Raw genomic sequence first — 23,157 nt, forward strand, 5'->3', positions numbered from 1 at the left:
AATTTTGAGGTGTCAACCATGTCTCCGAACACCTGTCAGCCATGTCCCCGGGCTGAACAGCAGCGAAGCAATCCAGGGTGGTGTGCGGGACTCTGGATTGCTTCGCTGCGCTCGCAATGACGGAGGCTGAGACTGGTTGCGTGCCACGCAGGCGACTGTCATCGCCTGCGATGGGGCGCGGAAGGTCGGATTACTTCGCGCTCAGCCGCACGCCGAGGCGGCCCGCCAGATCCTGCGTGAACTGCCAGGCGACGCGGCCCGAGCGCGAGCCGCGCGTCGTGGCCCATTCCAGCGCCTCGCGCTCCAACTGATCCTCGGCCACTGCGATGTCGAAATGGCTGCAATAGCCTTTGACCATCGCGAGATATTCGTCCTGGCTGCAGCGGTGGAAGCCGAGCCACAGGCCGAAACGGTCGGAGAGCGAGACCTTCTCCTCGACCGCTTCGCCCGGATTGATCGCGGTGGAGCGCTCGTTCTCGATCATGTCGCGAGCCAACAGATGGCGCCGGTTCGAGGTGGCGTAGAGAATGACGTTCTCCGGGCGTCCCTCGATGCCGCCTTCGAGCACGGCTTTCAGCGATTTGTAGGATGCATCATTGCCGTCGAACGACAGGTCGTCGCAGAACACGATGAAGTGGAACGGTGCGGCACGCAGGATGTCCATCAGCGCCGGCAGGCTCTCGATGTCCTCGCGGTGGATCTCGATCAGCTTCAGCCGGTCGGCCGGCTTGCGCGTGACGTTGATGCTGGCGTGAGCGGCCTTCACCAACGATGATTTGCCCATGCCGCGCGCGCCCCACAACAAGGCGTTGTTGGCCGGCAGGCCGTTGGCGAAGCGCTCGGTGTTCTCGATCAGGATGTCGCGCATCCGGTCGATGCCCTTGAGCAGGTCGATCTCGACACGGCTGACGCGCGGCACCGTCGAGAGCCGGCCGTTCGGATGCCAGACGAAGGCGTCGGCCGCGTTGAGGTCCAGCGCGGGCGTGGCACCCGCATGGGTTGCTGCCAGATGCGCGGCAATCGCTTCCAGCGCACGGGCAATCCGGTCAGCCGTATCGTCGGAGGCGGGGCGGGCAGGACGTTTTGCCGCGATCTCTGGTGGCTTTTGCGCTGCAGGCCGGGTGCCTTTGGCGAGCGGTCCGAGGGCGTTTTTGGCGGGGCTACGGGACGGGGCTTTGGCTGGTTTTTTCGACATGCTGCAAGTTCCTGATGGGGCAGCCATATCGGGCCTCGCCGGCTGCCGCAAGCGGGGCGAAATGAAGGGGCGGGGCGCCTTGCTATTGGGACTGCTGCCGCTATATTCCGCGCGAAATTCGCAAGAGGCCGGCCCGCGCCGAGACATGCGTGGTTCGCCGGCTATTCCCGTCTCACCGGGCGCTGCCCACGAGGATCGACCACATGCTGATCACCCCTGCCTATGCCCAGGCCGCCGGCGCTGGCGACACCAACAGCATGCTGATGTCGCTGCTGCCGTTCGCGCTGATCTTCGTGATCATGTATTTCCTGATCCTTCGGCCGCAGCAGAAGAAGGTCAAAGAGCATGCCGACCTGGTCAAGAACGTCCGCCGCGGCGACACCATCGTGACCCAGGGCGGCCTGGTCGGCAAGGTGACCAAGGTCGTCGACGACGACCAGGTCGAGTTCGAGATCGCCGACGGCATCCGCGTGCGCCAGATGCGCCAGATGATCACCGGCGTCCGCACCAAGGGCGAGCCCGCGAAGGCAGACGCAAAGGACGACAAGAAGGACGAGAAGGCCGCGAGCTGATTGCGGCCCGGCCAGATGAACTCCGGCCTTCGCTCTCTAGTGATGTTCTGATTTTTCGGGCCGGCTACGGCCCTTACGGACAAGCTCCATGTTGTATTTCACGCGGTGGAAGGCGCTGGGCATCATTCTCACGGCGCTCGTCGTGTGCCTGTGCGCGGTGCCCAACTTCTTCTCCGAGGCGACGGTCAAGACCTGGCCGGCCTGGGCGCAGCGCCGGCTGGTGCTCGGCCTCGACCTGCAGGGTGGCTCCTATCTGCTGCTCGAGGTCGACTCCAACTACATCAAGAAGGAGCGGCTCGATGCCGTGCGCGACGACGTTCGCCGCACGCTGCGCGATGCCAAGATCGGCTACACCGGATTGGTGAGCCGGGGTGATGGGGTCGAGGTCCGGATCACCAAGGAAAGCGACACGGGAACTGCGATCTCCAAGCTGCGTGATCTCTCGCAGCCGCTCGGTGGGCTGCTCGGTTCCAGCGGCCAGCGCAGCCTCGAGGTCAGCGATGCCGGCGGCGGACTGGTCCGGCTGACGATCCCGCCGGCGGCCATCACGGAACGCATCCGCCAGACCATCGAGCAGTCGATGCAGATCGTCGAGCGCCGCGTCAACGAGCTCGGCACCGTCGAGCCGGTGATCCAGCGCCAGGGCAACGACCGCATCCTGGTGCAGGTGCCGGGCTTGCAGGATCCGACGCAGCTCAAGAACCTGCTCGGGCGCACGGCCAAGATGGAATTCCGCATGGTCGACACCTCGGTGCCGGCGGATCAGGCGATGCAGGGGCGGGTGCCGCCGGATTCCGAGGTGCTGCAGAGCGCGTCGCCGCCCAACCAGCCCTATGTCGTCAAGAAGCAGGTGCTGGTCTCCGGCGGAGATCTCTCCGACGCGCAGACCGGCTTCGACCAGCGCACCAACGAGCCGATCGTCACCTTCCGCTTCAACTCGGCCGGCTCGCGCAAGTTCGCGCAGGCCACGACCGAGAATGTCGGGCAGCCGTTCGCCATCGTCCTCGACAACAAGGTGATCTCGGCGCCGGTCATCCGCGAGCCGATCACCGGCGGCTCGGGCCAGATCTCCGGCAATTTCACCGTGCAGTCTGCCAACGAGCTCGCGATCCTGCTGCGCGCCGGCGCGCTGCCGGCGCCGCTCACGGTCATCGAGGAGCGCACCGTCGGTCCGGGTCTCGGCGCCGATTCGATCGCCAAGGGTGAGCTCGCCTCCTATGTCGGTTCGATCCTCGTCATCGTGTTCATGCTGGTGACCTACCGGCTGTTCGGCGTATTCGCCAACATCGCGGTGGTCGTGAACGTCGCCATGATCTTCGGTGTGCTGTCGCTGCTCAACGCCACGTTGACCTTGCCGGGCATCGCCGGCATCGTGCTGACGGTCGGCATCGCCGTGGACTCCAACGTGCTGATCTATGAGCGCATCCGCGAGGAGCTGCGCGGCGGCCGCAATGCGATCTCGGCGATCGACGCCGGCTTCAAGCGCGCGCTGGCGACCATTCTCGACTCCAACATCACCACCTTCATCGCCGCCGCCGTGCTGTTCTACATCGGCACCGGCCCGGTGCGCGGCTTCGCCGTGACGCTGGGCATCGGCATCCTCACCACGGTCTTCACCGCCTTCACGCTCACCCGCCTGATCGTGGCGGGGTGGGTGCGGTGGAAGCGGCCGCAAAGCGTGCCAATCTAGGAGCTACTGTGACACACTGGGTTCTCATCGGGCTTGGCATCCTGATCGTGGTGCTGACGGTGGTCAGCGCGCTCGGCCTGCTACCGTCGCTGCGCATCGTGCCCGACGACACGCATTTCGATTTCACGCAGTTCCGCCGCATCAGCTTCCCGATCTCGGCGGCACTGTCGATCCTGGCGATCGTGCTGTTCTTCACCCACGGCCTGAACCTCGGCATCGACTTCCGCGGTGGCACCTTGCTCGAGGTGCGGGCCAAGTCGGGCACCGCCGACATCGCCGGGATGCGCGCGAAGCTGTCGACGCTCGGCCTCGGCGAAGTGCAGCTGCAGCAGTTCGGTGCTGATACCGATGCATCGGTTCTGATCCGTATCGCCGAGCAGCCTGGCGGTGATGCCGCGCAGCAGGAGGCCGCCAACAAGGTGAAGGCGGCGATCGGTGATTCCGTCGAATATCGCCGCGTCGAGGTCGTGGGTCCGCGCGTCTCTGGCGAGTTCCTCGCCGTCGGCTTGCTTGGCCTGATGCTCGCGATCGTCTCGATCCTGATCTATCTCTGGTTCAGGTTCGAGTGGCAGTTCGCGCTCGGCGCCATGATCGCCAACGTCCACGACATCGTGCTGACCATCGGCTTCATGTCGATCAGCCAGGTCGACTTCGACCTCACCAGCATCGCGGCGCTGCTGACCATTCTCGGCTACTCGCTGAACGACACCGTCGTCATCTACGACCGTATCCGCGAGATGCTGCGGCGCTACAAGAAGATGCCGATGCCGCAGCTGCTCAACGAATCGATCAACTCGACCTTGTCGCGCTCGATCATCACGCACGTCACGGTGACCCTGGCGCTGCTGGCGCTGCTCTTGTTCGGCGGCCCGGCGATCCACAGCTTCACCGCGGTGATGATGTTCGGAGTCGTGCTGGTCGGCACCTACACCTCGATCTTCATCGCGTCGCCGATCCTCATCTATCTTGGCGTGCATTCGGTCCGAGCCGAAGCGCAGGAGGAGAAGCCGGCGGCGAAGAAGAAGATGCCGTGATTCGAAGGAAGCTTGCCTTCGGATCAGATCCGGAGGCAGCAAGCTGGTCTCGGGCATGACCACTCCGAACGACACTCCGCACTTCCCGCGATCGGCGCCGATCGACGGCTATGGCAAAGGCGGCTTTGCCTTTGCCGGCATGTCGCACCGCGGCTCGCTGTTGTGCCTGCCCGACTCGATCTGGGCCTGGGATGTCACTCGGCCCGGCCAGATCGACCGATATTCGCTGCAGCGCGTTTTCGACGCGGCGAATAGAATCGACACGCTCATCATCGGCACCGGAAACGAAGTCTGGATCCCGCCCGCACCGCTGCGCGCGGCCCTGCGCGGCGTGAACGTCGTGCTCGATGCGATGCAGACCGGCCCCGCGATTCGCACCTACAACGTCATGATCGGCGAGCGGCGCCGGGTTGCGGCAGCGCTCATCGCCGTCCCATGAGCGAGACGAGCGCCAACAGCGACGCCGCGTTCTGTGCAGGCCTTGTCCGCGAGCACGATTTCGACCGCTACGCCTCGACGCTGTTCATGCCACCCGAGCCCCGGCGTGCGCTGTTGTCGCTGTACGCATTCAACGTCGAAGTAAGCCGCATTCGAGATCTGGTGTCGCAGCCGCTGCCGGGCGAAGTCCGGCTGCAGTGGTGGCACGACACGCTGACGGGTCACGAACATGGCGGCGCGGAGGGAAATCCCGTTGCGGCCGAATTGCTGCTCACCGTGCAGCGCTTCGCGCTTCCGGTCGAGCGGCTGACGCGCCTGGTCGATGAGCATCAGTTCGATCTCTATAACGATCCGATGCCGACGATGGCGGCGCTGGACGGCTATCTCGGCGACACGCGCGGCGCGCTGTTCGCGCTGGCCGCGCAGATCATTGCGCCGCCGTTTGCGGACGCCGATCATCTCGCGCACCATGCCGGCATCGCGCAAGGGTTGCTCCAGGTGATCGCGTCGCTGCCGCGCGATGCCGCCCACCGGCAGCTCTACGTTCCGCTCGATCTTCTCGCGCGGCATGGCGTCGGCCAGGAGGAGATGTTCTCCAGCAAGGCGTCACCGGCGATCCAGGAGGTGATCATGGAGCTGCGCGGGCAGGCCCGGCAGCATCTCGATCACACCCTCGAGCTGGCGCGCCAGGCGCCGCCGTCCGTGCGGCCGGTTCTGCTGCCGCTCGCGCTGGTCCGGCGCGACCTCGCGCGGGCCGAGCCCCGCGACGATCCGTTTCAACCGCGCCCCCGCTCGCGCCTCGCGACGCTGTGGACGCTGTGGCGGGCCGCGGGGACGGCGAGTTTTCGCGCGCGCTGACGCCGTCGCCGGCTCAAGCCGAGGGCATCGTGTTCCATAGTGGCGGGCTGTGCAGGAGTCTCGGCATGTCCGGCGGCTCGTGCCGGTGGATCGTGCAGCGGGTGTCCCAGACGACGAGATCACCGGGCCGGCAGGTGTGGGTCCAACTGAACTCGGGCCGTTCGGCAAGCTGCCAGAGATCGTCGAGCAGCGCGTCTGATTCGTCCTGCTCGAGGCCGACGACGTAGGAATGGCGGCGCTGCCCCAGTGCGAGCATCGAGCGGCCGGTATCGATATGATTGCCGACCAGCGGGTGCACCGGGCCTGCGATGACGGTGCGACGGCCGTCATCGGCGGTGTCGGTCGAGAGATGACGAACCTTCAGATGAGCGACGCGGCTGCGCAGCGCCGGCGAGAGCGCGTCATAAGCGGCGTAGAGGCTGCAGAATGACAGTCTGTCGCCCAGCAAGCCGCCGGGAGAGGTGTAAAATAGATCCGCGTGACCGAAGCGGCGGCTGAAAGCCGCCATGTCACGTTCACCAAGACGCTGGCCGCGCACGAGCAGGACCTGGTGCTTGAGCAGCGCGCGCATGAACGAGGCGAACGCCCAATCATCGAAGGATCCGAGATCGACATTGCAGACCTCGGCACCGAGCGTCTTTCCCGTCGGGATGACCTGGATGAGGCTGCTTTCGGCGCTTCGAGCAACGTTGCTTCTGAGACTCACTTGCGTCATCTCCCAAGTTTCACCAGCGCCTGCAAATCAACCATCGTAATTTGTCGCGGGTGTTTCGGCTCGGAGGCAATTCGCGGAAGGATCGCGGCACGATCTGCCGATTGTCGGCACACTCTGCCGCTCTGAGTCGGAAATTGGACGCTTCAAGGCGACGCACGAGGAAATATCCAGCAACCTGCAACTCATTCGCAGGCAATCTGGCGCTTGATCGTGCGGATGTCGCGCGCAAGCGAATCAGTGCGGGCGATTCGTTCCCTTGATCTGGGTCCGATGCATGATTCGCCGCGCATGATCATCGAACGGATCGCGCCGATGCATGGTGCAGCGATTGTCCCAGATGACGAGATCGCCGACCTTCCAGACATGCTCCCAGGCGAATTCCGGACGGGCTACATACGCCCACAATTCGTCGAGCAGTGCCTCCGATTCCGCCAGTTCGAGCCCGACCAGATAGGCGTTGCGCCGGCGGCCGAGATAAAGCATCTGCCGACCGGAATCGGGATGCGTGCAGACCAGCGGATGGATCGCGCCCGGCGAGGTGCGCGGATCATCGGTCGGCGTCACGCCCTGACGTACGAAGCCGCCGCTGTTGTAGGTGCCGTCGTGCTTGATCTTCAGATCCGCGACACGGCGCTTCAGTTCGAGCGGAAGCGCGTCGTACACGGCATACATGCTGCAGAACGAGGTGTTGCCGCCGGCGGGCGGAATTTCCAGCGCGTAGAGCGCGCTCGCGATCGGCGGCGTGTCGAGATACGACATGTCCGTATGCCACACCGCTTCGCCGGCGCCGAGGCTGCCGATCGCCTCGCCATTCACCTTCACGTTCGAGACGATATAGATTTCGGGCAGACCGTCGACGAAGCGGCGCCCGTTCTCCTGCACCGGCGCCCAGTCGAGATCACCGAAGCGGCGGCTGAAGGCGATCAGGTCCTGGTCCGTCAGAGCCTGGCCGCGCACCAGCAAAACGGAGTGCGTGTGAAAGGCGCGGAGCAGGGCGCCGAAGGCCGCATCGTCGAGATGCCTGAGATCGACATGTCGAATCTCCGCCCCGAGTTGCCGGCCAGTCGGGATGATCTCGATGCTCGACGACCGAGAGATTGTCGCCGCGCGGGTCTCGACGTTCATTGCCAAATCCTCCCAAACGACATTGCAACCACAGGATACAATGGCCGGGCCGCGAAGTCTCGTCCGCTCAGGCCGAAGGCAGCTTCAGGTCGGCCTCGAAATTGAACCGGTCGCGCAGGTTCTTGCGCGAGTCCAGGATGTCCTTGAGGAAGGCGCGATCACTGTCGCTCGTGAGCATCGGCTCGATCAGGTCGATCTGGTTCATCGCGACCAGCTGCAACAGCTCGGTGCGTGGCCTGCCGCTGGCGTCGCGCGGCAGGGCATGCACGACCTGGATGTGCTCCGGCGGCTTCGGGCCCTTGGCTGAAGCAAGCTCGTTCTGCAACTGGGTTTCAAGCGTAGGCTGCTCCCCCTCGACGAACGCATACAGCCCGACGCCGGTTCGGCGGTCGGCGAAGGCGACGATCGCGGCATCGCGCACGGCCGGGTTCTTCCGGATCATATCCATCAGCACCGGCGCATCGTTGACGAGGCGCCGTCCACCCCCCTCGCGGTCGGTGAAATTGAAGATGCCGCGCGTGATCGCGCGATACACCTTCTTGCCGGTCATCAGCCAGATGCGCGCGAACAGCGATTTGCGTGCCAGGATCTTGCGCTCCTTCGGCGTCAGCGCCTCGGGCGCGTAACTCCGCTTGTGCTTGAGCAGGTGACGCAAATCCTCATAGGCCGCGATCCGGAACAGGCGGCTGCGGCTGTCGAAGCAGGCGGCCAGCTGAAAGTCCGTCACGTAGCTATGGCCGTCGTGACCGACCAGCCAGTTCTGCTCCTTGGCGAGATCGTTGTGCGTGATTCCGGCGCGATGCAGCCGGCGCATCATCCGCTTGGCCGAGCGGAAATAGGCGACGTTGCCGTGCGGCTTGGCCAGATGCAGCGCCACGCCATTGATGAAGCCGCGGACCAGCGCGCGATCGCCCGCCCACAGCAGATCGGGGCCGGCGTTGAGCCCCCTGGCGCGCGTCAGCGCCTTGCGCTCGCGCGCGAACAAATGCCGCGCCAGCACGAACGACCACCACGGCACCTCGTCGAGCCGGCGCAGCACCGCATCGACTTCGCCGGCCTCGCTCTTGAAGCGGCCGCGCTCGACGGTCGAGAACACGTCGCGCTTGAGCAGCACGCCTTCGCTCCAACGTGCCGCCAGCACGGCGGAATCAGTCTTCGGCAAACTCATGGGGCTCTCACGCAGCGGCCGCGACGCGCAGGTGCTCGGCGATCCAGCGGTCGAGATCAGCCAGCGCGCGGGCGCTCATCGCCTGCTTCTTCGCCACCGTCTTCTCGTTGCCCTTCAGCCGCGTGCCGTCCGGCTTGCGGGTGGGGGCCGCCGCCAGCGGCGGGAACAGGCCGAAATTGATGTTCATGGGCTGGAACGAGCGCGTCGCGCCGTCGATCGTCTCGATGTGGCCGCCGGTGATATGGCCGAGCAGGGCGCCGAGCGCGGTGGTTGGCGGTGGCGGCAGCAGATCGGCGCCGCGCACCTCGGCGGCGGCGTAGAGGCCTGCGATCAGGCCGATGCTCGCCGACTCCACATAGCCCTCGCATCCCGTCATCTGGCCGGCAAAGCGAAGCCGAGGTTGCGCGCGCAGACGGAGCTGCGCATCGAGCAGCTTCGGCGAGTTGAGGAAGGTGTTGCGATGCAGCCCGCCGAGCCGCGCGAATTCGGCGTTCTCGAGACCGGGGATCGTGCGGAAGATCTGCTGCTGCGGGCCGTATTTCAGTTTCGTCTGGAACCCGACCATGTTGTAGAGCGTGCCGAGCTTGTTGTCCTGGCGCAGTTGCACGATCGCGTAGGGTTTGACGGTCGGATTGTGCGGATTGGTCAGGCCGACCGGCTTCATCGGACCATGGCGCAACGTCTCGTGACCGCGCTCGGCCATCACTTCGACCGGCAGGCAGCCGTCGAAATAGGGCGTGTTGGTCTCCCACTCCTTGAAGTCGGTCTTCTCGCCGGCGAGCAGCGCCGCGACGAAGGCGTCGTACTGCTCCTTCGTCATCGGACAGTTGATGTAGTCGGCGCCAGTGCCGCCCGGACCGACCTTGTCGTAGCGCGACTGGAACCAGGCCTTGGACATGTCGATCGTGTCCTTGTGCACGATCGGCGCGATGGCGTCGAAGAAGGCGAGCGCCGTCTCGTCGGTCAGGTCACGGACGGCCTCGGCCAGCGGCTGCGAGGTGAGCGGACCGGTGGCGATGATCACGTTCTCCCAGTCCGCCGGCGGCAGGCCGGTGATCTCGCCGCGGCGCAGCTCGATGCGCGGATGGCCTTCCAGCGCGCTTGCGACGGCGACCGAGAAGCCGTCACGGTCGACGGCCAAGGCACCGCCGGCCGGGACCTGGTTGGCGTCGGCGGCCCGCATGATCAGCGAGCCAAGCCGACGCATCTCGGCATGCAGGAGGCCGACCGCGTTATTGGCCGCGTCGTCGGAGCGGAACGAGTTGGAGCACACGAGCTCGGCCGGCGTCGCGGTCCGGTGCGCCTCGGTCATGCGGTCCGGCCGCATCTCGTGCAGCACGACGTCGACTCCAGCCTCGGCGAGCTGCCAGGCGGCTTCCGAGCCGGCGAGGCCGGCACCGACAATGTGGACGGTCTTCGAAGGTGATTTGGAGCCTGTCATGCGCGGGACAGGTAGCGCTTTTCCCGAGCGCTGCAAATGCGCCAGTGAGGCTCGGCGCGAGAAAGCGGGCGCGTGTGTCGCCGTGTGCGAACCACCCGAAAACGGCAACGCCCGCAGCGAGGCGGGCGATGTCCGGTAGAGATCGGAAGAGTGCTGATCAGCCGTTGTAGTGACCGGCGGCAACGCGCGGGATGTCCGAGCGATCGAGACCGATGTCGGCGAGTTCGCGATCGCTGAGCTGCGACAGCTCGGCAACGTTGCGCTGATACTCACGGAACGCCTGAACCATGCGGATGAGCGAGAGCAACATGAGAAATCTCCTTTAGTTCGCGATTCAGTTCTTCGTTGGAACTTCATCGTTGAAATGAACATAGAAGGGAATGTTGCGATGCGGAAGCGTGAATGTTGCGATGCAGCTAACCCCTCGGCGCATAGCTTGAGTAACGCTTGGGTAAGAATCGGGCAGGGCGCCCAGCCGCTGAGCGAATTGCAAAAAACCACGTATTCATGCGGTTTTTCAATCGCTCGTTCGGATTGCCGGATCGCGTAATGCCAACTGCGATGCTGGACAAGTTTTGGAGGTGCCCGCCCGGCCCGTACCTCGCGAAATGCATGGGTTGATAGAATGAATATAAATTCATTATTTTGGCTTTACCTGTCGAATGGAAGGCTCGCCATCACGGATCGCTCGCGGCGATTTCATTTCGTGCCATCTCGCGGAAGGTGCGACAAAGTGTCGCGGCATCCGGCAATGATGCCGATGCCGCCGCACCAGCGAGGAAGAACAATGAACAAACTGTTTGGGGCCGCGCTCATCACTGCGGCAATCGTGGCGTTCGGTCCGGCTCAGGCCGCGCGGATGCATGGCGCCGGCTGCAGCGGGGCCAACCTGGAAAAGACCGAGACGGCGATCGAGGCCATGGCCGACGGCGACGCCCGATACACGGCGCAAAAAGAGATCGCGGCGGCGCAGGACGCGCTTCTGAGCGGCAAGATGGGTGCCTGCAGCATGCACCTGACCAGGGCGATGCAGGCCGGGATGAGCAAGTAGCGGGCGTATCACAGCATCATCGAACGAACGGCCGGTCGCGATGCCGCGATCGGCCTCACTCTCCCTCTTACGGCGCCCGCGCCAGCTGGGTCGCGAACGTCGCGATCGTCCGCGCATAGACCTCGCTCTTGTTCCACTGCTGGATGACCGCAAAATTCGGGCCGCCGGGCTCCCAGTCCTTGCCCTTCTGCCAGCCATAGCCCTTCAAATAGTTCGCGGTGGAGGCGAGAACGTCGGGCGCGCTGCGGATCAGGTCGCGCCGGCCATTGCCGTCGAAATCCACGGCATATTTGATCCAGGACGACGGCATGAATTGGGTCTGCCCGATCTCGCCGGCCCAGGCGCCGTGCATCTCGGCCGGTTGAAGGTCGCCGCGGTCGACGATGCGCAGCGCATCCAGCAACTCGCCGCGGAACTGCTCGGCGCGGCGGCAGTCATGGGCCAGCGTCGCGAGCGCGCGGATGGTCGGGAACTTGCCGACGTTGACGCCGAAATCGGTCTCGAGACCCCAGATCGCGACCAGCACCTCGCCGGGCACGCCGTAGCTCTGCTCGATCCGCGACAGCACCGAGCCGTATTGCTTCAGCATGTTGGAGCCGCGGGTCAGGCGCGGCGGCACCATGCGCCCGGAGAACTCCTCGAAGGTCTGGCTGAACACCTTCTGACCGCGGTCGCGGTTCAGCACGCTCTGGTCGGGCGTCACGCCCGTCAGCGCCGCATTGATCGTGTTCTGCGAGATGCCTTTGGCCGCCGCTTCGGTCTTGAACTCGGCGAGCCAGCCGTCGAAATTGCCGTTGCCGCAGGGTACCGCGGCATGCGCTGGCGCTAACAGGGGGGTGAGGGCAGCGAGACAGGCAAGAGCGGAAACGGCGAGAACGCGAGCAATCATCGAAACACCTGGACGGCAATGGATTCAAAAGGCGTTGCTGGGCGTGCTCCATGTCGGGCGTAACCGCGGCAGCAGCAAGGCCTTTCGATCACATTGGCGTCGGATTTCGTGAGCGCCGCCACACTCTGCGGCCACTCGACGCGACCGCCGGCCTGGAGGCCGGCGGCAGTGAAGATTCATCGCGGCGTCCTCACATCTGGTCACGCGAGCGCCATGGGAACAGGTTCGCCGGGAAATCCGCCGCGGGCTTGGAGCTGCGGGGGGCCGGCGGCACGATCCGGGCGGCGTCGGGATGGATCGCGATGGCCTCACGGTAGAGATGCCAGGTGGCGTGGCCGAGCACCGGGATCACGACGGCGAGGCCGAGGAAGAACGGGATCGTGCCGGCCACCAGGAGCACTGCGACGATGAGGCCCCAGGCCGCAACCGGAACTGGATTCTTGGCCGCCACGCGCAGCGAGGTGACCACCGCTTCGAGCGCGCCGGCGTGACGGTCGAGCATCAATGGGAAGGACACGATGCTGAGGCACAGCGCCAGCAGCGCGAACAGGAAGCCTGCGCCACAGCCGACCGCGATCAGCCACCAGCCTTGCGGTGTGGTGAAGACCCGCTGCAGGAAATCGCTCACACCGGTCGCGCCGCCATAGCCGAACACTGCGACGTAGATCGCCTGCGCCGTCGCGACCCAGGTGACGAACAGCGCGAGGAGCAGCGTGCCCAGTCCGAGCATCGAGCCGAACGACGGCGACCGCAGCACCTCCAGGGCGTCCCAGGCACTGGTGTCCTCGCCGCGGTCACGGCGGCTGCTGAGCTCATAGAGACCGAGCGCGGCGAACGGGCCGAGCAGGGCGAAGCCCGCCGCCAGCGGAAACAACAGCGGCACCACCGCATAGCCGAACACTGCGCGCGCCAGCACCAGGCCGAGAACGGGATAGATCGCACATAGCATCACGGCGTGACTCGGCACCGCCTTGAAGTCATCCCAGCCGAGCCGGAGCGCGCGCATCAGGCTCGACATGTCGATCGTACGAATCGTCAGCTCAGCCGCGACCTCGTCTGCCGCCCGCACGTGGGAGGCAGCATTGCTGTGGTAGGTGGCCATCGTCGTGTGCTCCCTCAACTTGCGTAGGGCGCTTCCCAACCACGCAGGCGGGCTGCGCTTCTCGTTGGAACAAGTTCGCGGATGGCCAGACGCGACGAACCTCGGGGCGGCCATTCGCGAACGGAAGTCATCAGGATAGTGCCAAAACAGGCTGCGCCTACTCACGCCTCGGTGAGGGCTGTGAATGTCGCAGTGCATTAGACTGGAACGCTCACGCAGAAGCTGGAGCATGGTCCAATAAAGTCGTTCCGCCGTCATTCCGCCTTGGGTAAGCTTCACATTGGTCGCCGTGTTCGCGTTTGGCAGGCCACGGCGGTGGCGGGGCGGCTCCGACGGGCGTCTCCGCAACGGAAGGCCGCCGGCCGAGTTCTTCTTACGATCACCATCCATTGGGAGCCATTGATGAGCGTTTTCGGAAAGATCATGGGCGCGATTTTCGGCCATCATGCCGAGGCGGCACCGGCCGGCGGCAGCACGCCCGCCGCTGGTGGTACCGCGCCGGCAGGCGGCGCGGCCGCGTCCCCGACGGCAGCCCCGGCTGCTGCGCCGCAAAATGTCGATGTGGCTGCGATCGTCGACAAGGCGGCGGCTGCCAAGCACGAGAAGCTGGAGTGGCGGACCTCGATCGTCGACCTGATGAAGGCGCTCGACATCGATTCCAGTCTCGCTGCGCGCAAGGAGCTCGCCAAGGAGCTCGGCTACAGCGGCGACACCAACGATTCCGCCAGCATGAACGTGTGGCTGCACAAGCAGGTGATGAGCAAGCTCGCCGCCAATGGCGGCAAGCTGCCGCCGGAGATCAAGCACTGAGCTTGCGCCGCTCACGGCAAGAACAAGAAAGCGAAAGGCCCGCCATCGTGCGGGCCTTTGTCGTCTCGGATCGCGTCGAGCGCGAGGCTGCGCCAGCGCCTCAGACGTGGACGAAGCCGGCGCGTTCCCAGGCCTCCGCGTGCAGCTGGTCGCGCTCGAAGCCGATGTCGCGCAGCGTGCGCTCATCGAGCTGGTCGAGATAGGCGAGCTGGGTGCGGTAGTGAACGTAGCGCTTGAGAACGTCGAAAATGGCTGTGATGAACATGTGCCTCTCCCCATGGGTCTGGTTGCTTGTTCGGCGGGGGATTGCTGATCCATCCAGGTAGCCATTGCGTTAAAGCGCACCGTCCAATCGTCTCGCCCGGTAATTCCACGGCCCATCAGGCCATGAGATCCCGATTCTCCGGATGGTCACGGAGGTAGTCGGCGACGAAGCTGCAGCCCGCGATGACCTTGCGGCCGTCGGCGCGGATCAGCGCGAGGGCGCCTTTCACGAGCTGCGAACCGATGCCGCGGCCGCGCAGCGGTAGCGGGGTCTCGGTGTGGGTGATGATCACCCCCTGCGGCGTGGCCCGGTAATTGGCAAACGCGACGTGGCCATCGATGTCGAGCTCGAAGCGGCTCCCGGCCTTGTTGTCACGGACATCAGTCATGCGTCTCTACTTTCTCTCTACTTTCGCTTGGGCTTCTCGGTGAGTTTGAGGAACTCCACCAGCATCGCGCGGATCGACCACGGCTTGCCATCGACGGCGCCCCGGATGTCGTCGATCTTCCATTGGCCGGCCTCGCGCACGAGGTCGTAACGGATGACGTCATCGGCCTGTTCCTTGCGCTCGGTCCGGTGGCCGCGAATGCTGACCGCGACGGTTGCCTTGTCGCCGTCCTGCATTTCCGGCGTCACCTTGAACGAGGCGACATCGGGATCCTGCGAATTCGTGACGGGATCGAAATCGATCGCCCCGACCTCACCCTTGGGCGTGCGGGCGTCCATCCTCGCCCATTGGGCGGCCAGCGACTTCGACAGATATTTCGCGCGCGCCGCCTTGTCCTCGATGATGAAGGTGCCGCCATCCTCGCCCTTGCCCTTGGCGACGCGGGTATAGATCGCGGTCATGATGCCGACGGGCTCGTTGGAAGAAGACGCCTGCGCGTGCAGCGGAGAAGCGGCGAGCACGCCAGCGAGGCCGAGAAGCAGGAAGCGACGATCGATCATGGTTGTCCTCAAATCAGATTCGGCGCGCGGTGATATGAAGAAATGCGCGGCCGGCCACGGTTTGTCGCGCGGCATCTGCATCCGTTCGAAACACGCCACCGCATGGGTGCGATGGGGAGGCCGGCCTTGCGAGGGCGAGCAGGACCGGGATAAACAGGCCCAAAGGTATCGGGCGGCTGAGATCGCCTGAAGGATCGATCGAGGGGATGCTTCCATGGGTCTGTTCGTCAGCTGCAGCGGCGCGAGAGGTTGTCGATGACACCGGCACCCCTGCGGATGTCCCGCCGCGTGATGAACCTCGCGCATATCGTTACGCAAAATGGCCGCCGGCTTGGCGATCGCGTCGGCTTCGTCTGGGGCGAGAGGTCGTGGACCTGGCGCGAAATCGACGCGATGGTCTCGGCGCTCGCGGCGGCGCTGGCCGAGCGGGGGATCGCCAAGGGCGATCGCATTCTGGTGCACTCCAAGAACTGCGAGGAGATGTTCGTCTCGATGTTCGCCGCGTTCCGGCTCGGCGCGGTCTGGGTGCCCACCAATTTCCGACTGATGCCGGACGAGGTCGCCTATCTCGCGACCGCCTCGGGCGCCAAGGCATTTCTCTGCCATGGCGATTTTCCGGAGCATGCTGCGGCGGTGACGACCACGGAGTTCACGTGGCGCATCGGCGAGGGCGGCAGCTTCGGCGCGCGCTCCGTGGCCGACGCCATGCAGGCGCATGCGGGCGCAGAGGTCGCAAATGCGGCCGTCGAGCACGACGATCCCTGCTGGTTCTTCTTCACCTCGGGCACCACGGGCCGCTCCAAGGCGGCGGTGCTGACCCATGGCCAGATGGCGTTCGTCATCACCAATCATCTCGCGGATCTGACGCCGGGCACGACAGAACACGACGCGTCTCTCGTCGTGGCGCCGCTGTCGCACGGCGCCGGCGTGCACCAGCTGATGCAGAGCGCGCGCGGCGCCCGGACGGTGCTGCTGCCGAGCGAGAAGTTCGACATCACCGAAGCCTTCCGCCTGATCGAGAGGCATCGCGTCAGCAACCTGTTCACGGTCCCGACCATCCTCAAGATGATGGTCGAGCATCCCGCGGTCGACCAGTTCGATCATTCTTCGCTGCGGCATGTCATCTATGCCGGCGCGCCGATGTATCGCGAGGACCAGAAGCGCGCGCTCGCGCGGCTCGGCAAGGTGATCGTGCAGTATTTCGGTCTCGGCGAGGTCACCGGCAACATCACGGTGTTGCCGGCCGCGGCGCATGAGGAAGAGGATGGACCGGAGGCGCGGATCGGCACCTGCGGCTATGAGCGCACGGGCATGCAGGTCTCGATCCAGGACGATCAGGGGCGTGAGCTCAAGCCCGGCGAGACTGGCGAGATCTGCGTCATCGGACCGGCCGTGTTCGCGGGCTACTACGACAATCCGGAGGCCAACGCGAAGGCGTTTCGCGACGGCTGGTTCCGCACCGGCGATCTCGGCCACATGGACGAACACGGCTTCGTCTACATCACCGGCCGCGCGTCGGACATGTACATCTCCGGCGGCTCCAACATCTATCCGCGCGAGGTCGAGGAAAAGATCCTGACGCATCCGGATATCGGCGAGGTCGCCGTGCTTGGCGTGCCCGATCCGGTGTGGGGCGAGGTCGGCGTCGCCGTCTGCGTCGCGCGCGAGGGCGCGGCGGCGCCGAGCGAGAGCGCCATCGCCGGCTATCTCGCGACCAAGCTGCCGCGCTACAAGATGCCGAAGCGGTTCTTCTTCTGGGACGCGTTGCCCAAATCGGGCTATGGCAAGATTCCGAAGCGTCTGGTGCGCGACGAGCTCGAGGCGCGCGGCCTGCTCGATCTCACCAGGCAGGACTGACGCGTGATGCGATCCATCATCCAGCCCGGCGCGCCCGTGGCCGACCGCATCCAGTGGGTCGCGGCGCGCGGCCGCGCTTTTTCGTTCAAGCTGGAGCAGGGCCTGCCGCTGCTCGAAGCTGCGCGCCGCGGCTTGGCGGCCCAGGGCTTTGCCGGCGGCGTGCTCGACATCAAAGGCGGTGCGCTCGGCCCGTTCGCCTATGTGATGCCGGCGCTGTCGAAGACGGCGGACCATGCCGCGTTCTACAGCGAGACCTATCGGCCCGCCGGTGTGACGCGCCTGTCGACCGCGACGATGACGCTCGGCGTGCGCGACGGGGCGCCGTTCTTCCATTGCCACGCGCTGTGGACGGAACAGGGCGGCCGCGCCGGGGGAGGGCACATCCTGCCGGAAGAGACCATCGTCGCCGAGCCGTTCGAGGTCGAGGCTTTCGGGCTCGATGGCGCGATCTTCACGGCCGCGCCTGATCCCGAGACCGGCTTCAAGCTGTTCGGCCCGGTGGCGGCCGCACCAAGCGGCGCCACGACGGATCGCCGCGCCTTCGCGTTGCGGCTGCGGCCGAACCAGGATTTCGCCGGCTGCCTCGAGGCGTTCTGCCGGGCGCAGCGGATCAGCAAAGGGCGCATTCGCGGCGGCGTCGGCTCGACCATCGGGGCGCGCTTCGAGGACGGCGGCGTCGTCGAGCCGTTCGCGACGGAGCTGACGATCACCGCCGGCACGATCGCGCCCGGTGACGACAGCCTTGAAGCCACTGTTGACGTCGCGCTGGTCGACTACACCGGAGCACTCGCGCAAGGCCGCCTCGTCCGCGGCGACAATCCGGTGCTGATGACCATGGAGCTGGTGCTGGAGGTCGTGGCGTAGCGGTGGTGCGGCGGTGGCCGATGCGGCCGCGATGTGCGAGATTGCCGGGGATGTCACCGAGGTTGTGAAGGCGTCATGGCGAGGAAGCAACGCGAGATCCGGCTGCCAGCCCCTTATCTGAAGCGGCTGTGGCTCGATCCGGCCAAGATCTCCGATCGCGCCGCCTATCCGTTCTGCCTGCCGTTCCTGCAGGATGAGTTCGAGCTCAGCTTCACGCGTGCGATTACGATCATCGTTGGCGAGAACGGCACCGGGAAGTCGACCCTGCTCGAAGGCATCGCAGCGCTCGCCGGCTATGACGAGGCCGGCGGCGGCAAGGGTTACATGCCGGTTGATCATGGCCGCGCGGTGGAGCGCATGGGCGGCGCACTCGCTGCCGCGCTGCGGGCGAGCTGGCTGCCGAAGATCACGCAGGGCTGGTTCTTCCGCGCCGAGAGCTTCTTTTCGGTGGCGCGCTATCTCGACCAGGCCGCACTGGACGATCCGCTCGGCGGGCCGCCGCCGGACTTCCTGTCCCACTCCCACGGCGAGGGCTTCCTGCGCTTCTTCGACGAGCGCTGCCAGCGCCAGGGCATCTACATCTTCGACGAGCCGGAATCGGCGCTGTCGCCGGCGCGGCAGATCGAGTTTTTGAAGCTGATGCGGCGGATGGATGACTCCAGTCATTGCCAGGTGCTGATGGCGACGCATTCGCCGGTGCTGATGGCCTATCCGGGCGCGACTCTGCTGCGGTTGACCAAATACGGGTTGGAGCCCGTCCGCGTGCAGGACACTGATCATTTCAAGGCCATGCGCGAGTTCTGCAATGATCCGGACGGGTTCGTGCAGGCGGTGTTCGCGGAGTGACGGCTCCGGACGACTCTGGATTGCTCGCCGTGACTGGCCATGTGACACCGATCTCGCGATGCCCCGGCATCCGAGCTTTGACATTCATTCCGCCCTCCCAGGTGAGAGGGCGCAGGGAAGGCCGGGTGCAGGCCGCACCCATGGCCCGCCTGCGAAAAAAATGCAGGCGGCAGGAACCACAGGATTGGCCGAACAACCGGCCTTCCCTGCGCGACGGTTTACGACTTATACGCGCTCTCCTCGGTGCACCGGGCTTTCTGGCCACCGTCATCGGCGCGACGCCCTGAAAGGCATCGACACCCATTTGACCTCAGCGTCGGGAGGTCAGGACCACACGATTTCGCCGTCCGTCCCGCGACCCGTCGTCTTGCGCATCAGCACCGGGCCCGTGACGTCCATCGCATCCCGCCCTCCACGCCCGTGACGACCGCGAAGCGTCCCTCTCGTGAGGACGGGACGCATGCAGGAAAACAGAAATTCTCTAAAAACGAAATAAGAATGTTTTTTGCGGCAGGACTGGACAAGCGTGATGCCGCTGATCGCGTTCGGAAATTTAGCTTTTGCGCGCACGGCTGTTTTGGTGTCAAAACGGCCGCGTCGTAGCTCGGCCATGTGCGCGGCCTGCCCGTCGGGCGACTCAGGGCGCGACGGCAGCGAAGGAAGAGGGGGGCAGCATGCCGGAGCAGACCCACGGCCACGACAAGCTCGAACGGGCGCTGCTGGCCCTGGATGATCGCGCCATGGTGCTGGAGGAGCTCGACGGCTTCATCGCCGGCCTGCTCGTGCTGCCTGAGCCGATTCCGCCGGGCGAATGGTTCGCGGCGGCCTTCGGGCTCGGCAAGGGGCATCGCTCCGTCTTCTCCAGCATCGACCATGCCAATGAGGTGCTCGGGCTGGTCATGGACTATCACCGGGAGATCGCGCTGACGCTCGCGCAGCATCCGGAGCAGTACCAGCCGCGTTTTCCAATCGACGCTTTCAACGGCGACGTCGTCTGGGAGCTGTGGATCGACGGTTTTGCGGCGGCCGTGGACCTTCGCCATGAGAGGTTCAAGGCTTATCGGCAGGTCGACGGGGAGGTGGGCGAGGCGGCGCTGCGTCTGATGGTGGCGATCGAGCTGGCGCTCGACGACGATCGTGCCGAGAACGCCAAGCTCGACCGCGAGGCGCCGGCTGATATCCGCGAGGCGGTGCTGACGCTGTATCAATACCGGCAGAGCGGGCCGCCGGTGCCCACGTCGACCAACTTTGCCCGGCAGCCCAATCCGTTCGCCTCGTTCGGCAAGACCGGCCGCAACGACCCCTGTCCCTGTGGTTCCGGCCAGAAATACAAGCGCTGCTGCGGCGCGAATTGAGGCGGCCACGACACGGTCTTTTTTGTTGCAACAATCCAGTGCGGTGCAAAGATAGGCCTGTCCGCGCCGGATGCGCGGGCCAATGAAAGTGACCGAGGAAACGAGATGAGGATGGTGTTCGGCAAGGCGCTGACGGCAAGGACGGCGCTCGCGATCGCGACGACGGCCCTGACAATCACGACCCTGACGATGGCGGAAGCGCATGGGCCCACCCGGCGCAAGGTGCAGGAGCACGTGGAGATCAACGCCGCGCCCGCCAAGGTGTGGGCCGTGATCGGCAACTTCCAGGACATGAGCTGGCTCGGCATCGTCGACAAGACCGCGGGCGACAAGGGCAACGAGATCGGCGCAACGCGCAAGCTGACCCTGAAGGGCGGCGCGACCGTCGACGAGGAGCTCTACAAATACGACGCCGAGAAGATGAGCTATTCGTATCGCATCACCGCCGTCGACGTGAAGGTGCTGCCGGTGACGAACTACTCGTCGACCATCGCGGTGACGCCGAGCGCTGACGGCAAGGGCAGCGTGGTCGAATGGACCGGCGCGTTCTACCGCGGCTTCCCCAACAACGACCCGCCGCCGGAGCTGAACGACGAGGCCGCGGTCAACGCGGTGAGTGGGCTCTACAAGGGCGGGCTCGAGGGCCTGAAGAAGAAGGTGGAGGGCGGTAGCTGAAGGGGCGGATTGGTAGTTAGGGATCGATGATGTCGCCCAGCCGGCACTGCGCTCCCTCTCCCCGTTCTTACGGGGAGAGGGTTGGGGTGAGGGGCAGACGCACGGGAAGTGCTCGTGGAGAGACCTGTACCCCCTCACCCGGATTGCATCTGGCGATGCAATCCGACCTCTCCCCGCAAGCGGGGAGAGGTAAGCACCGAGTCCGCTACTCTGCCACCAGTCCTCTCTCTCATTTTGGCCGAGCCCTTCTGTTCGCAGTTGTACTCGCCCTTGGCACCGCAGCTCACGCCGAGGAAGCCTTCGTCACCAATCAGCTCAGCGACGATCTGACGATCGTCGATCTCGCGACCTCGAAGCCGGTGGCGACGATTCCGATCGGCGGCAAGCCGGCCGGAGTTGCCGTCGCCGCCGACGGCCGCTTCGCCTATATCGCGAGTCCGGACGACAAGACCGTCAGCGTCGTCGATGCTGCCGAGCGAAAAGTCGTCGGCCGCATCGAGGTCGGTGGCGGGCCGCTCGGCATAGCGGTGACGCCGGACGGTTCGACGGTCTACGTCGCCGACTGGTACAACGCCGCAATCCGCGTGATCGATGCGAAGACCCGTAGCGTGAGCGGCAGCATCACGGTCGGCGCCTCGCCGTCGGGGCTTGCGGTGACCCCCGACGGCAAGCTGCTGCTCTCCGCCGACCGCGACGACGACATGGTCTCGGTGATCGACACGGCGACGCGCCAGCGGCTCGCGACCATCAAGGTCGGCACGCGGCCGTTCGGTGTCACCATCGACGCCGAGGGCAAGCGCGCCTACACGGCAAATGTCGCCTCCAACGACGTCTCGGTGATCGACCTCGCCGGGCGCCGCGAGATCGGCCGGGTCAAGACCGGCTTGCGGCCCTATGCGGTGGCGCTGGCGCAGGGCAGGGGCTTCGCCACCGACCAGTATGACGGCACGGTCAGCGTGTTCGACCTGGCGAGCCTGCAGCCGCTCAAGCGCATCAGTGTCGGCGACTATCCGGAGGGCATCGAGGCGACCGCCGACGGCCAGCGCGTCATCGTCGCCAATTGGGAGAGCAACATCCTGAGCGTCATCGACGTGGCCGCGCTGAAGGTCACGGGAGAGATCAAGGTCGGCGACGGTCCGCGCGCCTTCGGCGCGTTCCTGCGGCGGTGAGGCGCTGGGCACGGACTGTAGCCCGGATGAGCGCAGCGATATCCGGGTTCTTCTGCGACGCCGGCGATGACCCCGGATGTCGCTGCGCTCATCCGGGCTTTGACGAGGCGCTCACAAAGACGCGGGCAGGTATCGAGGTTCGTCATTGTCCCTGCATCCCGGCGCCGATGCAGGCTACGGATCTCGTCCGGCATGCACGACCAGCCGCTCCACGATCTCCTCCACCCGCGTGAACAGCATCTCCGGTCGCTGGTCGCGCAGCGCCTGCTCCGCGGCATAGCCCCATGTCACCGCGCCGAAGGCAATGCCGGCGGCGCGCGCCGCCTCGATGTCGCGGGTCTCGTCGCCGATCGCGATGGCCCGGGCCGGGTCGACGCGCAGCCGCTTCAGCACGCGGCGGAACTTGCGTGCCTTGCCGAACACCGAGGCCGAGCAATCGAAATCGGCGAACAGACCGGCGCGCAATCCGAGCTTCTGCCGCGCGTTGGCCTCGCTGTCCGACGAGACCAATGCGAGCGTCGTGCCGTTCGCGGCAAGCGTGTCGAGCATGATGTCGACGCCTGCAAACAGCGGAATGCTTGCGGCATGCGCCGTCTTCAGGCGGCGCACGTGGCGCGCGATGAAGGGCAGCTTCCAGCGCGGCACCTGGAGGAAATCGAGGATCTCGCGGGTCGAGGCATGGCGCAGCCCGTCGATGTCCTCGTCCTTCACCTGGCGAAAGCCGAAGCGCGCGGCGACCGCATTCACGTGGACCCGAAACCACGGGAAGCTGTCGGCGAGGGTGCCGTCGAGATCGAAGATGACGAGAGAATATGGCATCGCGCGGGGTAAGCGTGGCGAGGGGCTGATGATCGTCGAGGCGTGTCGTCCTGCGACAGCCCTGCGCCATAGCAACGGGAGGGGCGGGGCGCAATGAGACGCGACCGTTGCGTCTCGCAGCGCCATGGCGACGTTAGATGATCAGGGGGTGAACATGTTGTGATGTGCACCTGGAGATGACGCGGTCTATGATCCCGGTGCGCCGGCGGATCAGGGTCTGCCTGCCCGATTTGATCGAAATTGTTTTCATCATTCAAGCCAGAGAGATTTC

At 65.5% G+C, this 23,157-nt stretch carries 26 protein-coding genes; 13 read left to right on the plus strand and 13 right to left on the minus strand.

Annotated elements, in window-relative coordinates:
• Window positions 1–190: 190 nt before the first annotated feature.
• Window positions 191–1,195 carry an ATP-binding protein gene (locus ACQR10_RS03745; protein ID WP_316215895.1) on the minus strand — a complete coding sequence of 335 codons (1,005 nt, stop codon included), beginning with the start codon at window positions 1,193–1,195 and terminating at the stop codon, window positions 191–193.
• Window positions 1,196–1,398: 203 nt separating this feature from the next.
• Between ACQR10_RS03745 and yajC the strand changes: the two genes are divergently transcribed.
• From yajC to ACQR10_RS03770, 5 genes are all read left to right on the plus strand, one after another.
• The gene (yajC, locus tag ACQR10_RS03750; RefSeq protein WP_172108587.1) at window positions 1,399–1,767 is read left to right on the plus strand and encodes a preprotein translocase subunit YajC; all 369 of its coding nucleotides are present in this window, start codon (window positions 1,399–1,401) and stop codon (window positions 1,765–1,767) included.
• Window positions 1,768–1,855: 88 nt separating this feature from the next.
• Window positions 1,856–3,457, plus strand: coding sequence for a protein translocase subunit SecD (secD, locus tag ACQR10_RS03755; RefSeq protein ID WP_316236413.1), 1,602 nt, complete (start codon window positions 1,856–1,858; stop codon window positions 3,455–3,457).
• A gap of 8 nt (window positions 3,458–3,465) precedes the next feature.
• Window positions 3,466–4,491: a protein translocase subunit SecF gene (gene secF, locus ACQR10_RS03760; RefSeq protein ID WP_315799828.1), complete on the plus strand. Its 1,026-nt coding sequence runs from the start codon at window positions 3,466–3,468 to the stop codon at window positions 4,489–4,491.
• A 55-nt stretch (window positions 4,492–4,546) separates the two neighbouring features.
• Entirely contained in the window at window positions 4,547–4,930 is a 384-nt protein-coding gene (locus ACQR10_RS03765) for an Mth938-like domain-containing protein (protein WP_316178568.1), read from the plus strand.
• On the plus strand, window positions 4,927–5,787 hold the full coding sequence (locus ACQR10_RS03770; RefSeq protein WP_316215893.1) for a phytoene/squalene synthase family protein: 861 nt from the start codon (window positions 4,927–4,929) through the stop codon (window positions 5,785–5,787). Before ACQR10_RS03765 ends, ACQR10_RS03770 begins: the two co-directional genes overlap by 4 nt.
• A gap of 13 nt (window positions 5,788–5,800) precedes the next feature.
• Here ACQR10_RS03770 and ACQR10_RS03775 read toward each other — a convergent pair whose 3' ends face one another.
• The 5 genes from ACQR10_RS03775 to ACQR10_RS03795 form a co-directional block, all read right to left on the minus strand.
• Window positions 5,801–6,493: a TauD/TfdA dioxygenase family protein gene (locus tag ACQR10_RS03775; protein WP_316215892.1), complete on the minus strand. Its 693-nt coding sequence runs from the start codon at window positions 6,491–6,493 to the stop codon at window positions 5,801–5,803.
• 243 nt (window positions 6,494–6,736) lie between these two features.
• Window positions 6,737–7,627, minus strand: coding sequence for a TauD/TfdA dioxygenase family protein (locus ACQR10_RS03780; RefSeq protein ID WP_316215891.1), 891 nt, complete (start codon window positions 7,625–7,627; stop codon window positions 6,737–6,739).
• 67 nt (window positions 7,628–7,694) lie between these two features.
• On the minus strand, window positions 7,695–8,795 hold the full coding sequence (locus ACQR10_RS03785; RefSeq protein WP_316178574.1) for a serine/threonine protein kinase: 1,101 nt from the start codon (window positions 8,793–8,795) through the stop codon (window positions 7,695–7,697).
• Between the two features lie 7 nt (window positions 8,796–8,802).
• Complete coding sequence (gene trmFO / locus ACQR10_RS03790) at window positions 8,803–10,236, minus strand: methylenetetrahydrofolate--tRNA-(uracil(54)-C(5))-methyltransferase (FADH(2)-oxidizing) TrmFO (RefSeq protein ID WP_316215890.1); 1,434 nt, start codon at window positions 10,234–10,236, stop codon at window positions 8,803–8,805.
• Window positions 10,237–10,393: 157 nt separating this feature from the next.
• The gene (locus tag ACQR10_RS03795; protein WP_006614327.1) at window positions 10,394–10,546 is read right to left on the minus strand and encodes a DUF1127 domain-containing protein; all 153 of its coding nucleotides are present in this window, start codon (window positions 10,544–10,546) and stop codon (window positions 10,394–10,396) included.
• Window positions 10,547–11,023: 477 nt separating this feature from the next.
• On the opposite strand from ACQR10_RS03795, the gene ACQR10_RS03800 reads away from it, so the two are divergent.
• Window positions 11,024–11,287, plus strand: coding sequence for a hypothetical protein (locus ACQR10_RS03800; RefSeq protein ID WP_316178946.1), 264 nt, complete (start codon window positions 11,024–11,026; stop codon window positions 11,285–11,287).
• A gap of 67 nt (window positions 11,288–11,354) precedes the next feature.
• Here ACQR10_RS03800 and ACQR10_RS03805 read toward each other — a convergent pair whose 3' ends face one another.
• Both ACQR10_RS03805 and ACQR10_RS03810 read right to left on the minus strand, forming a co-directional pair.
• Window positions 11,355–12,176, minus strand: a complete 822-nt coding sequence (locus ACQR10_RS03805) for a lytic murein transglycosylase (RefSeq protein WP_316215889.1) — start codon at window positions 12,174–12,176, stop codon at window positions 11,355–11,357.
• Window positions 12,177–12,366: 190 nt separating this feature from the next.
• Complete coding sequence (locus tag ACQR10_RS03810) at window positions 12,367–13,278, minus strand: DUF2189 domain-containing protein (protein ID WP_316178578.1); 912 nt, start codon at window positions 13,276–13,278, stop codon at window positions 12,367–12,369.
• Window positions 13,279–13,680: 402 nt separating this feature from the next.
• Between ACQR10_RS03810 and ACQR10_RS03815 the strand changes: the two genes are divergently transcribed.
• Window positions 13,681–14,088, plus strand: a complete 408-nt coding sequence (locus ACQR10_RS03815; RefSeq protein ID WP_316178580.1) for a DUF3597 domain-containing protein — start codon at window positions 13,681–13,683, stop codon at window positions 14,086–14,088.
• Window positions 14,089–14,188: 100 nt separating this feature from the next.
• Here ACQR10_RS03815 and ACQR10_RS03820 read toward each other — a convergent pair whose 3' ends face one another.
• From ACQR10_RS03820 to ACQR10_RS03830, 3 genes are all read right to left on the minus strand, one after another.
• Window positions 14,189–14,353 carry a DUF1127 domain-containing protein gene (locus tag ACQR10_RS03820; RefSeq protein WP_315799839.1) on the minus strand — a complete coding sequence of 55 codons (165 nt, stop codon included), beginning with the start codon at window positions 14,351–14,353 and terminating at the stop codon, window positions 14,189–14,191.
• A 115-nt stretch (window positions 14,354–14,468) separates the two neighbouring features.
• The gene (locus ACQR10_RS03825) at window positions 14,469–14,741 is read right to left on the minus strand and encodes a GNAT family N-acetyltransferase (protein WP_316215888.1); all 273 of its coding nucleotides are present in this window, start codon (window positions 14,739–14,741) and stop codon (window positions 14,469–14,471) included.
• 17 nt (window positions 14,742–14,758) lie between these two features.
• Window positions 14,759–15,301: a DUF3828 domain-containing protein gene (locus ACQR10_RS03830; RefSeq protein ID WP_316215887.1), complete on the minus strand. Its 543-nt coding sequence runs from the start codon at window positions 15,299–15,301 to the stop codon at window positions 14,759–14,761.
• Window positions 15,302–15,556: 255 nt separating this feature from the next.
• Between ACQR10_RS03830 and ACQR10_RS03835 the strand changes: the two genes are divergently transcribed.
• The 3 genes from ACQR10_RS03835 (at window position 15,557) to ACQR10_RS03845 (ending at window position 18,868) form a co-directional block, all read left to right on the plus strand.
• Window positions 15,557–17,158 (plus strand): acyl-CoA synthetase, encoded by a 1,602-nt coding sequence (locus tag ACQR10_RS03835; protein ID WP_316215886.1) that lies wholly within the window; start codon window positions 15,557–15,559, stop codon window positions 17,156–17,158.
• A gap of 6 nt (window positions 17,159–17,164) precedes the next feature.
• On the plus strand, window positions 17,165–18,022 hold the full coding sequence (locus ACQR10_RS03840) for a PCC domain-containing protein (protein WP_316215885.1): 858 nt from the start codon (window positions 17,165–17,167) through the stop codon (window positions 18,020–18,022).
• Between the two features lie 75 nt (window positions 18,023–18,097).
• A complete protein-coding gene (locus ACQR10_RS03845) occupies window positions 18,098–18,868 on the plus strand; it encodes an AAA family ATPase (protein WP_316215884.1) in 771 nt (256 codons plus the stop codon).
• Window positions 18,869–19,192: 324 nt separating this feature from the next.
• Here the strand turns inward: ACQR10_RS03845 and ACQR10_RS03850 are convergent, their stop codons facing one another.
• The gene (locus ACQR10_RS03850) at window positions 19,193–19,480 is read right to left on the minus strand and encodes a hypothetical protein (protein ID WP_316215883.1); all 288 of its coding nucleotides are present in this window, start codon (window positions 19,478–19,480) and stop codon (window positions 19,193–19,195) included.
• 62 nt (window positions 19,481–19,542) lie between these two features.
• Between ACQR10_RS03850 and ACQR10_RS03855 the strand changes: the two genes are divergently transcribed.
• The 3 genes from ACQR10_RS03855 to ACQR10_RS03865 all read left to right on the plus strand — a co-directional run bounded on the left by ACQR10_RS03855 (window position 19,543) and on the right by ACQR10_RS03865 (window position 22,067).
• Window positions 19,543–20,223, plus strand: a complete 681-nt coding sequence (locus ACQR10_RS03855) for a UPF0149 family protein (RefSeq protein ID WP_316215882.1) — start codon at window positions 19,543–19,545, stop codon at window positions 20,221–20,223.
• A 105-nt stretch (window positions 20,224–20,328) separates the two neighbouring features.
• Window positions 20,329–20,898, plus strand: coding sequence for an SRPBCC family protein (locus ACQR10_RS03860; protein ID WP_316215881.1), 570 nt, complete (start codon window positions 20,329–20,331; stop codon window positions 20,896–20,898).
• A 155-nt stretch (window positions 20,899–21,053) separates the two neighbouring features.
• Window positions 21,054–22,067: a cytochrome D1 domain-containing protein gene (locus ACQR10_RS03865; RefSeq protein ID WP_434911791.1), complete on the plus strand. Its 1,014-nt coding sequence runs from the start codon at window positions 21,054–21,056 to the stop codon at window positions 22,065–22,067.
• Between the two features lie 174 nt (window positions 22,068–22,241).
• Here the strand turns inward: ACQR10_RS03865 and ACQR10_RS03870 are convergent, their stop codons facing one another.
• The gene (locus ACQR10_RS03870) at window positions 22,242–22,886 is read right to left on the minus strand and encodes an HAD hydrolase-like protein (protein ID WP_315799846.1); all 645 of its coding nucleotides are present in this window, start codon (window positions 22,884–22,886) and stop codon (window positions 22,242–22,244) included.
• Between the last annotated feature and the right edge of the window lie 271 nt (window positions 22,887–23,157).

The organism is Bradyrhizobium sp. HKCCYLRH2060, assembly GCF_051168135.1.
In the GTDB taxonomy this organism is placed as follows: Bacteria; Pseudomonadota; Alphaproteobacteria; order Rhizobiales; family Xanthobacteraceae; genus Bradyrhizobium.

What these genes read in the sequence shown, in the direction of transcription:
- ACQR10_RS03770 (WP_316215893.1), top strand. Translation starts at nt 4,927, where the DNA reads ATGAGCGAGACGAGCGCCAACAGCGACGCCGCGTTCTGTGCAGGCCTT.
- ACQR10_RS03860 (WP_316215881.1), top strand. Translation starts at nt 20,329, where the DNA reads ATGAGGATGGTGTTCGGCAAGGCGCTGACGGCAAGGACGGCGCTCGCG.
- ACQR10_RS03870 (WP_315799846.1), bottom strand. Translation starts at nt 22,886, where the DNA reads ATGCCATATTCTCTCGTCATCTTCGATCTCGACGGCACCCTCGCCGAC.
- ACQR10_RS03850 (WP_316215883.1), bottom strand. Translation starts at nt 19,480, where the DNA reads ATGGCCGAGCTACGACGCGGCCGTTTTGACACCAAAACAGCCGTGCGC.
- ACQR10_RS03805 (WP_316215889.1), bottom strand. Translation starts at nt 12,176, where the DNA reads ATGATTGCTCGCGTTCTCGCCGTTTCCGCTCTTGCCTGTCTCGCTGCC.
- ACQR10_RS03855 (WP_316215882.1), top strand. Translation starts at nt 19,543, where the DNA reads ATGCCGGAGCAGACCCACGGCCACGACAAGCTCGAACGGGCGCTGCTG.
- secD (WP_316236413.1), top strand. Translation starts at nt 1,856, where the DNA reads ATGTTGTATTTCACGCGGTGGAAGGCGCTGGGCATCATTCTCACGGCG.
- trmFO (WP_316215890.1), bottom strand. Translation starts at nt 10,236, where the DNA reads ATGACAGGCTCCAAATCACCTTCGAAGACCGTCCACATTGTCGGTGCC.
- ACQR10_RS03810 (WP_316178578.1), bottom strand. Translation starts at nt 13,278, where the DNA reads ATGGCCACCTACCACAGCAATGCTGCCTCCCACGTGCGGGCGGCAGAC.
- ACQR10_RS03765 (WP_316178568.1), top strand. Translation starts at nt 4,547, where the DNA reads ATGACCACTCCGAACGACACTCCGCACTTCCCGCGATCGGCGCCGATC.
- yajC (WP_172108587.1), top strand. Translation starts at nt 1,399, where the DNA reads ATGCTGATCACCCCTGCCTATGCCCAGGCCGCCGGCGCTGGCGACACC.
- ACQR10_RS03785 (WP_316178574.1), bottom strand. Translation starts at nt 8,795, where the DNA reads ATGAGTTTGCCGAAGACTGATTCCGCCGTGCTGGCGGCACGTTGGAGC.
- ACQR10_RS03745 (WP_316215895.1), bottom strand. Translation starts at nt 1,195, where the DNA reads ATGTCGAAAAAACCAGCCAAAGCCCCGTCCCGTAGCCCCGCCAAAAAC.
- ACQR10_RS03840 (WP_316215885.1), top strand. Translation starts at nt 17,165, where the DNA reads ATGCGATCCATCATCCAGCCCGGCGCGCCCGTGGCCGACCGCATCCAG.
- ACQR10_RS03795 (WP_006614327.1), bottom strand. Translation starts at nt 10,546, where the DNA reads ATGTTGCTCTCGCTCATCCGCATGGTTCAGGCGTTCCGTGAGTATCAG.
- ACQR10_RS03815 (WP_316178580.1), top strand. Translation starts at nt 13,681, where the DNA reads ATGAGCGTTTTCGGAAAGATCATGGGCGCGATTTTCGGCCATCATGCC.
- ACQR10_RS03780 (WP_316215891.1), bottom strand. Translation starts at nt 7,627, where the DNA reads ATGAACGTCGAGACCCGCGCGGCGACAATCTCTCGGTCGTCGAGCATC.
- ACQR10_RS03865 (WP_434911791.1), top strand. Translation starts at nt 21,054, where the DNA reads ATGCAATCCGACCTCTCCCCGCAAGCGGGGAGAGGTAAGCACCGAGTC.
- ACQR10_RS03830 (WP_316215887.1), bottom strand. Translation starts at nt 15,301, where the DNA reads ATGATCGATCGTCGCTTCCTGCTTCTCGGCCTCGCTGGCGTGCTCGCC.
- ACQR10_RS03825 (WP_316215888.1), bottom strand. Translation starts at nt 14,741, where the DNA reads ATGACTGATGTCCGTGACAACAAGGCCGGGAGCCGCTTCGAGCTCGAC.
- ACQR10_RS03845 (WP_316215884.1), top strand. Translation starts at nt 18,098, where the DNA reads ATGGCGAGGAAGCAACGCGAGATCCGGCTGCCAGCCCCTTATCTGAAG.
- ACQR10_RS03800 (WP_316178946.1), top strand. Translation starts at nt 11,024, where the DNA reads ATGAACAAACTGTTTGGGGCCGCGCTCATCACTGCGGCAATCGTGGCG.
- ACQR10_RS03820 (WP_315799839.1), bottom strand. Translation starts at nt 14,353, where the DNA reads ATGTTCATCACAGCCATTTTCGACGTTCTCAAGCGCTACGTTCACTAC.
- ACQR10_RS03835 (WP_316215886.1), top strand. Translation starts at nt 15,557, where the DNA reads ATGACACCGGCACCCCTGCGGATGTCCCGCCGCGTGATGAACCTCGCG.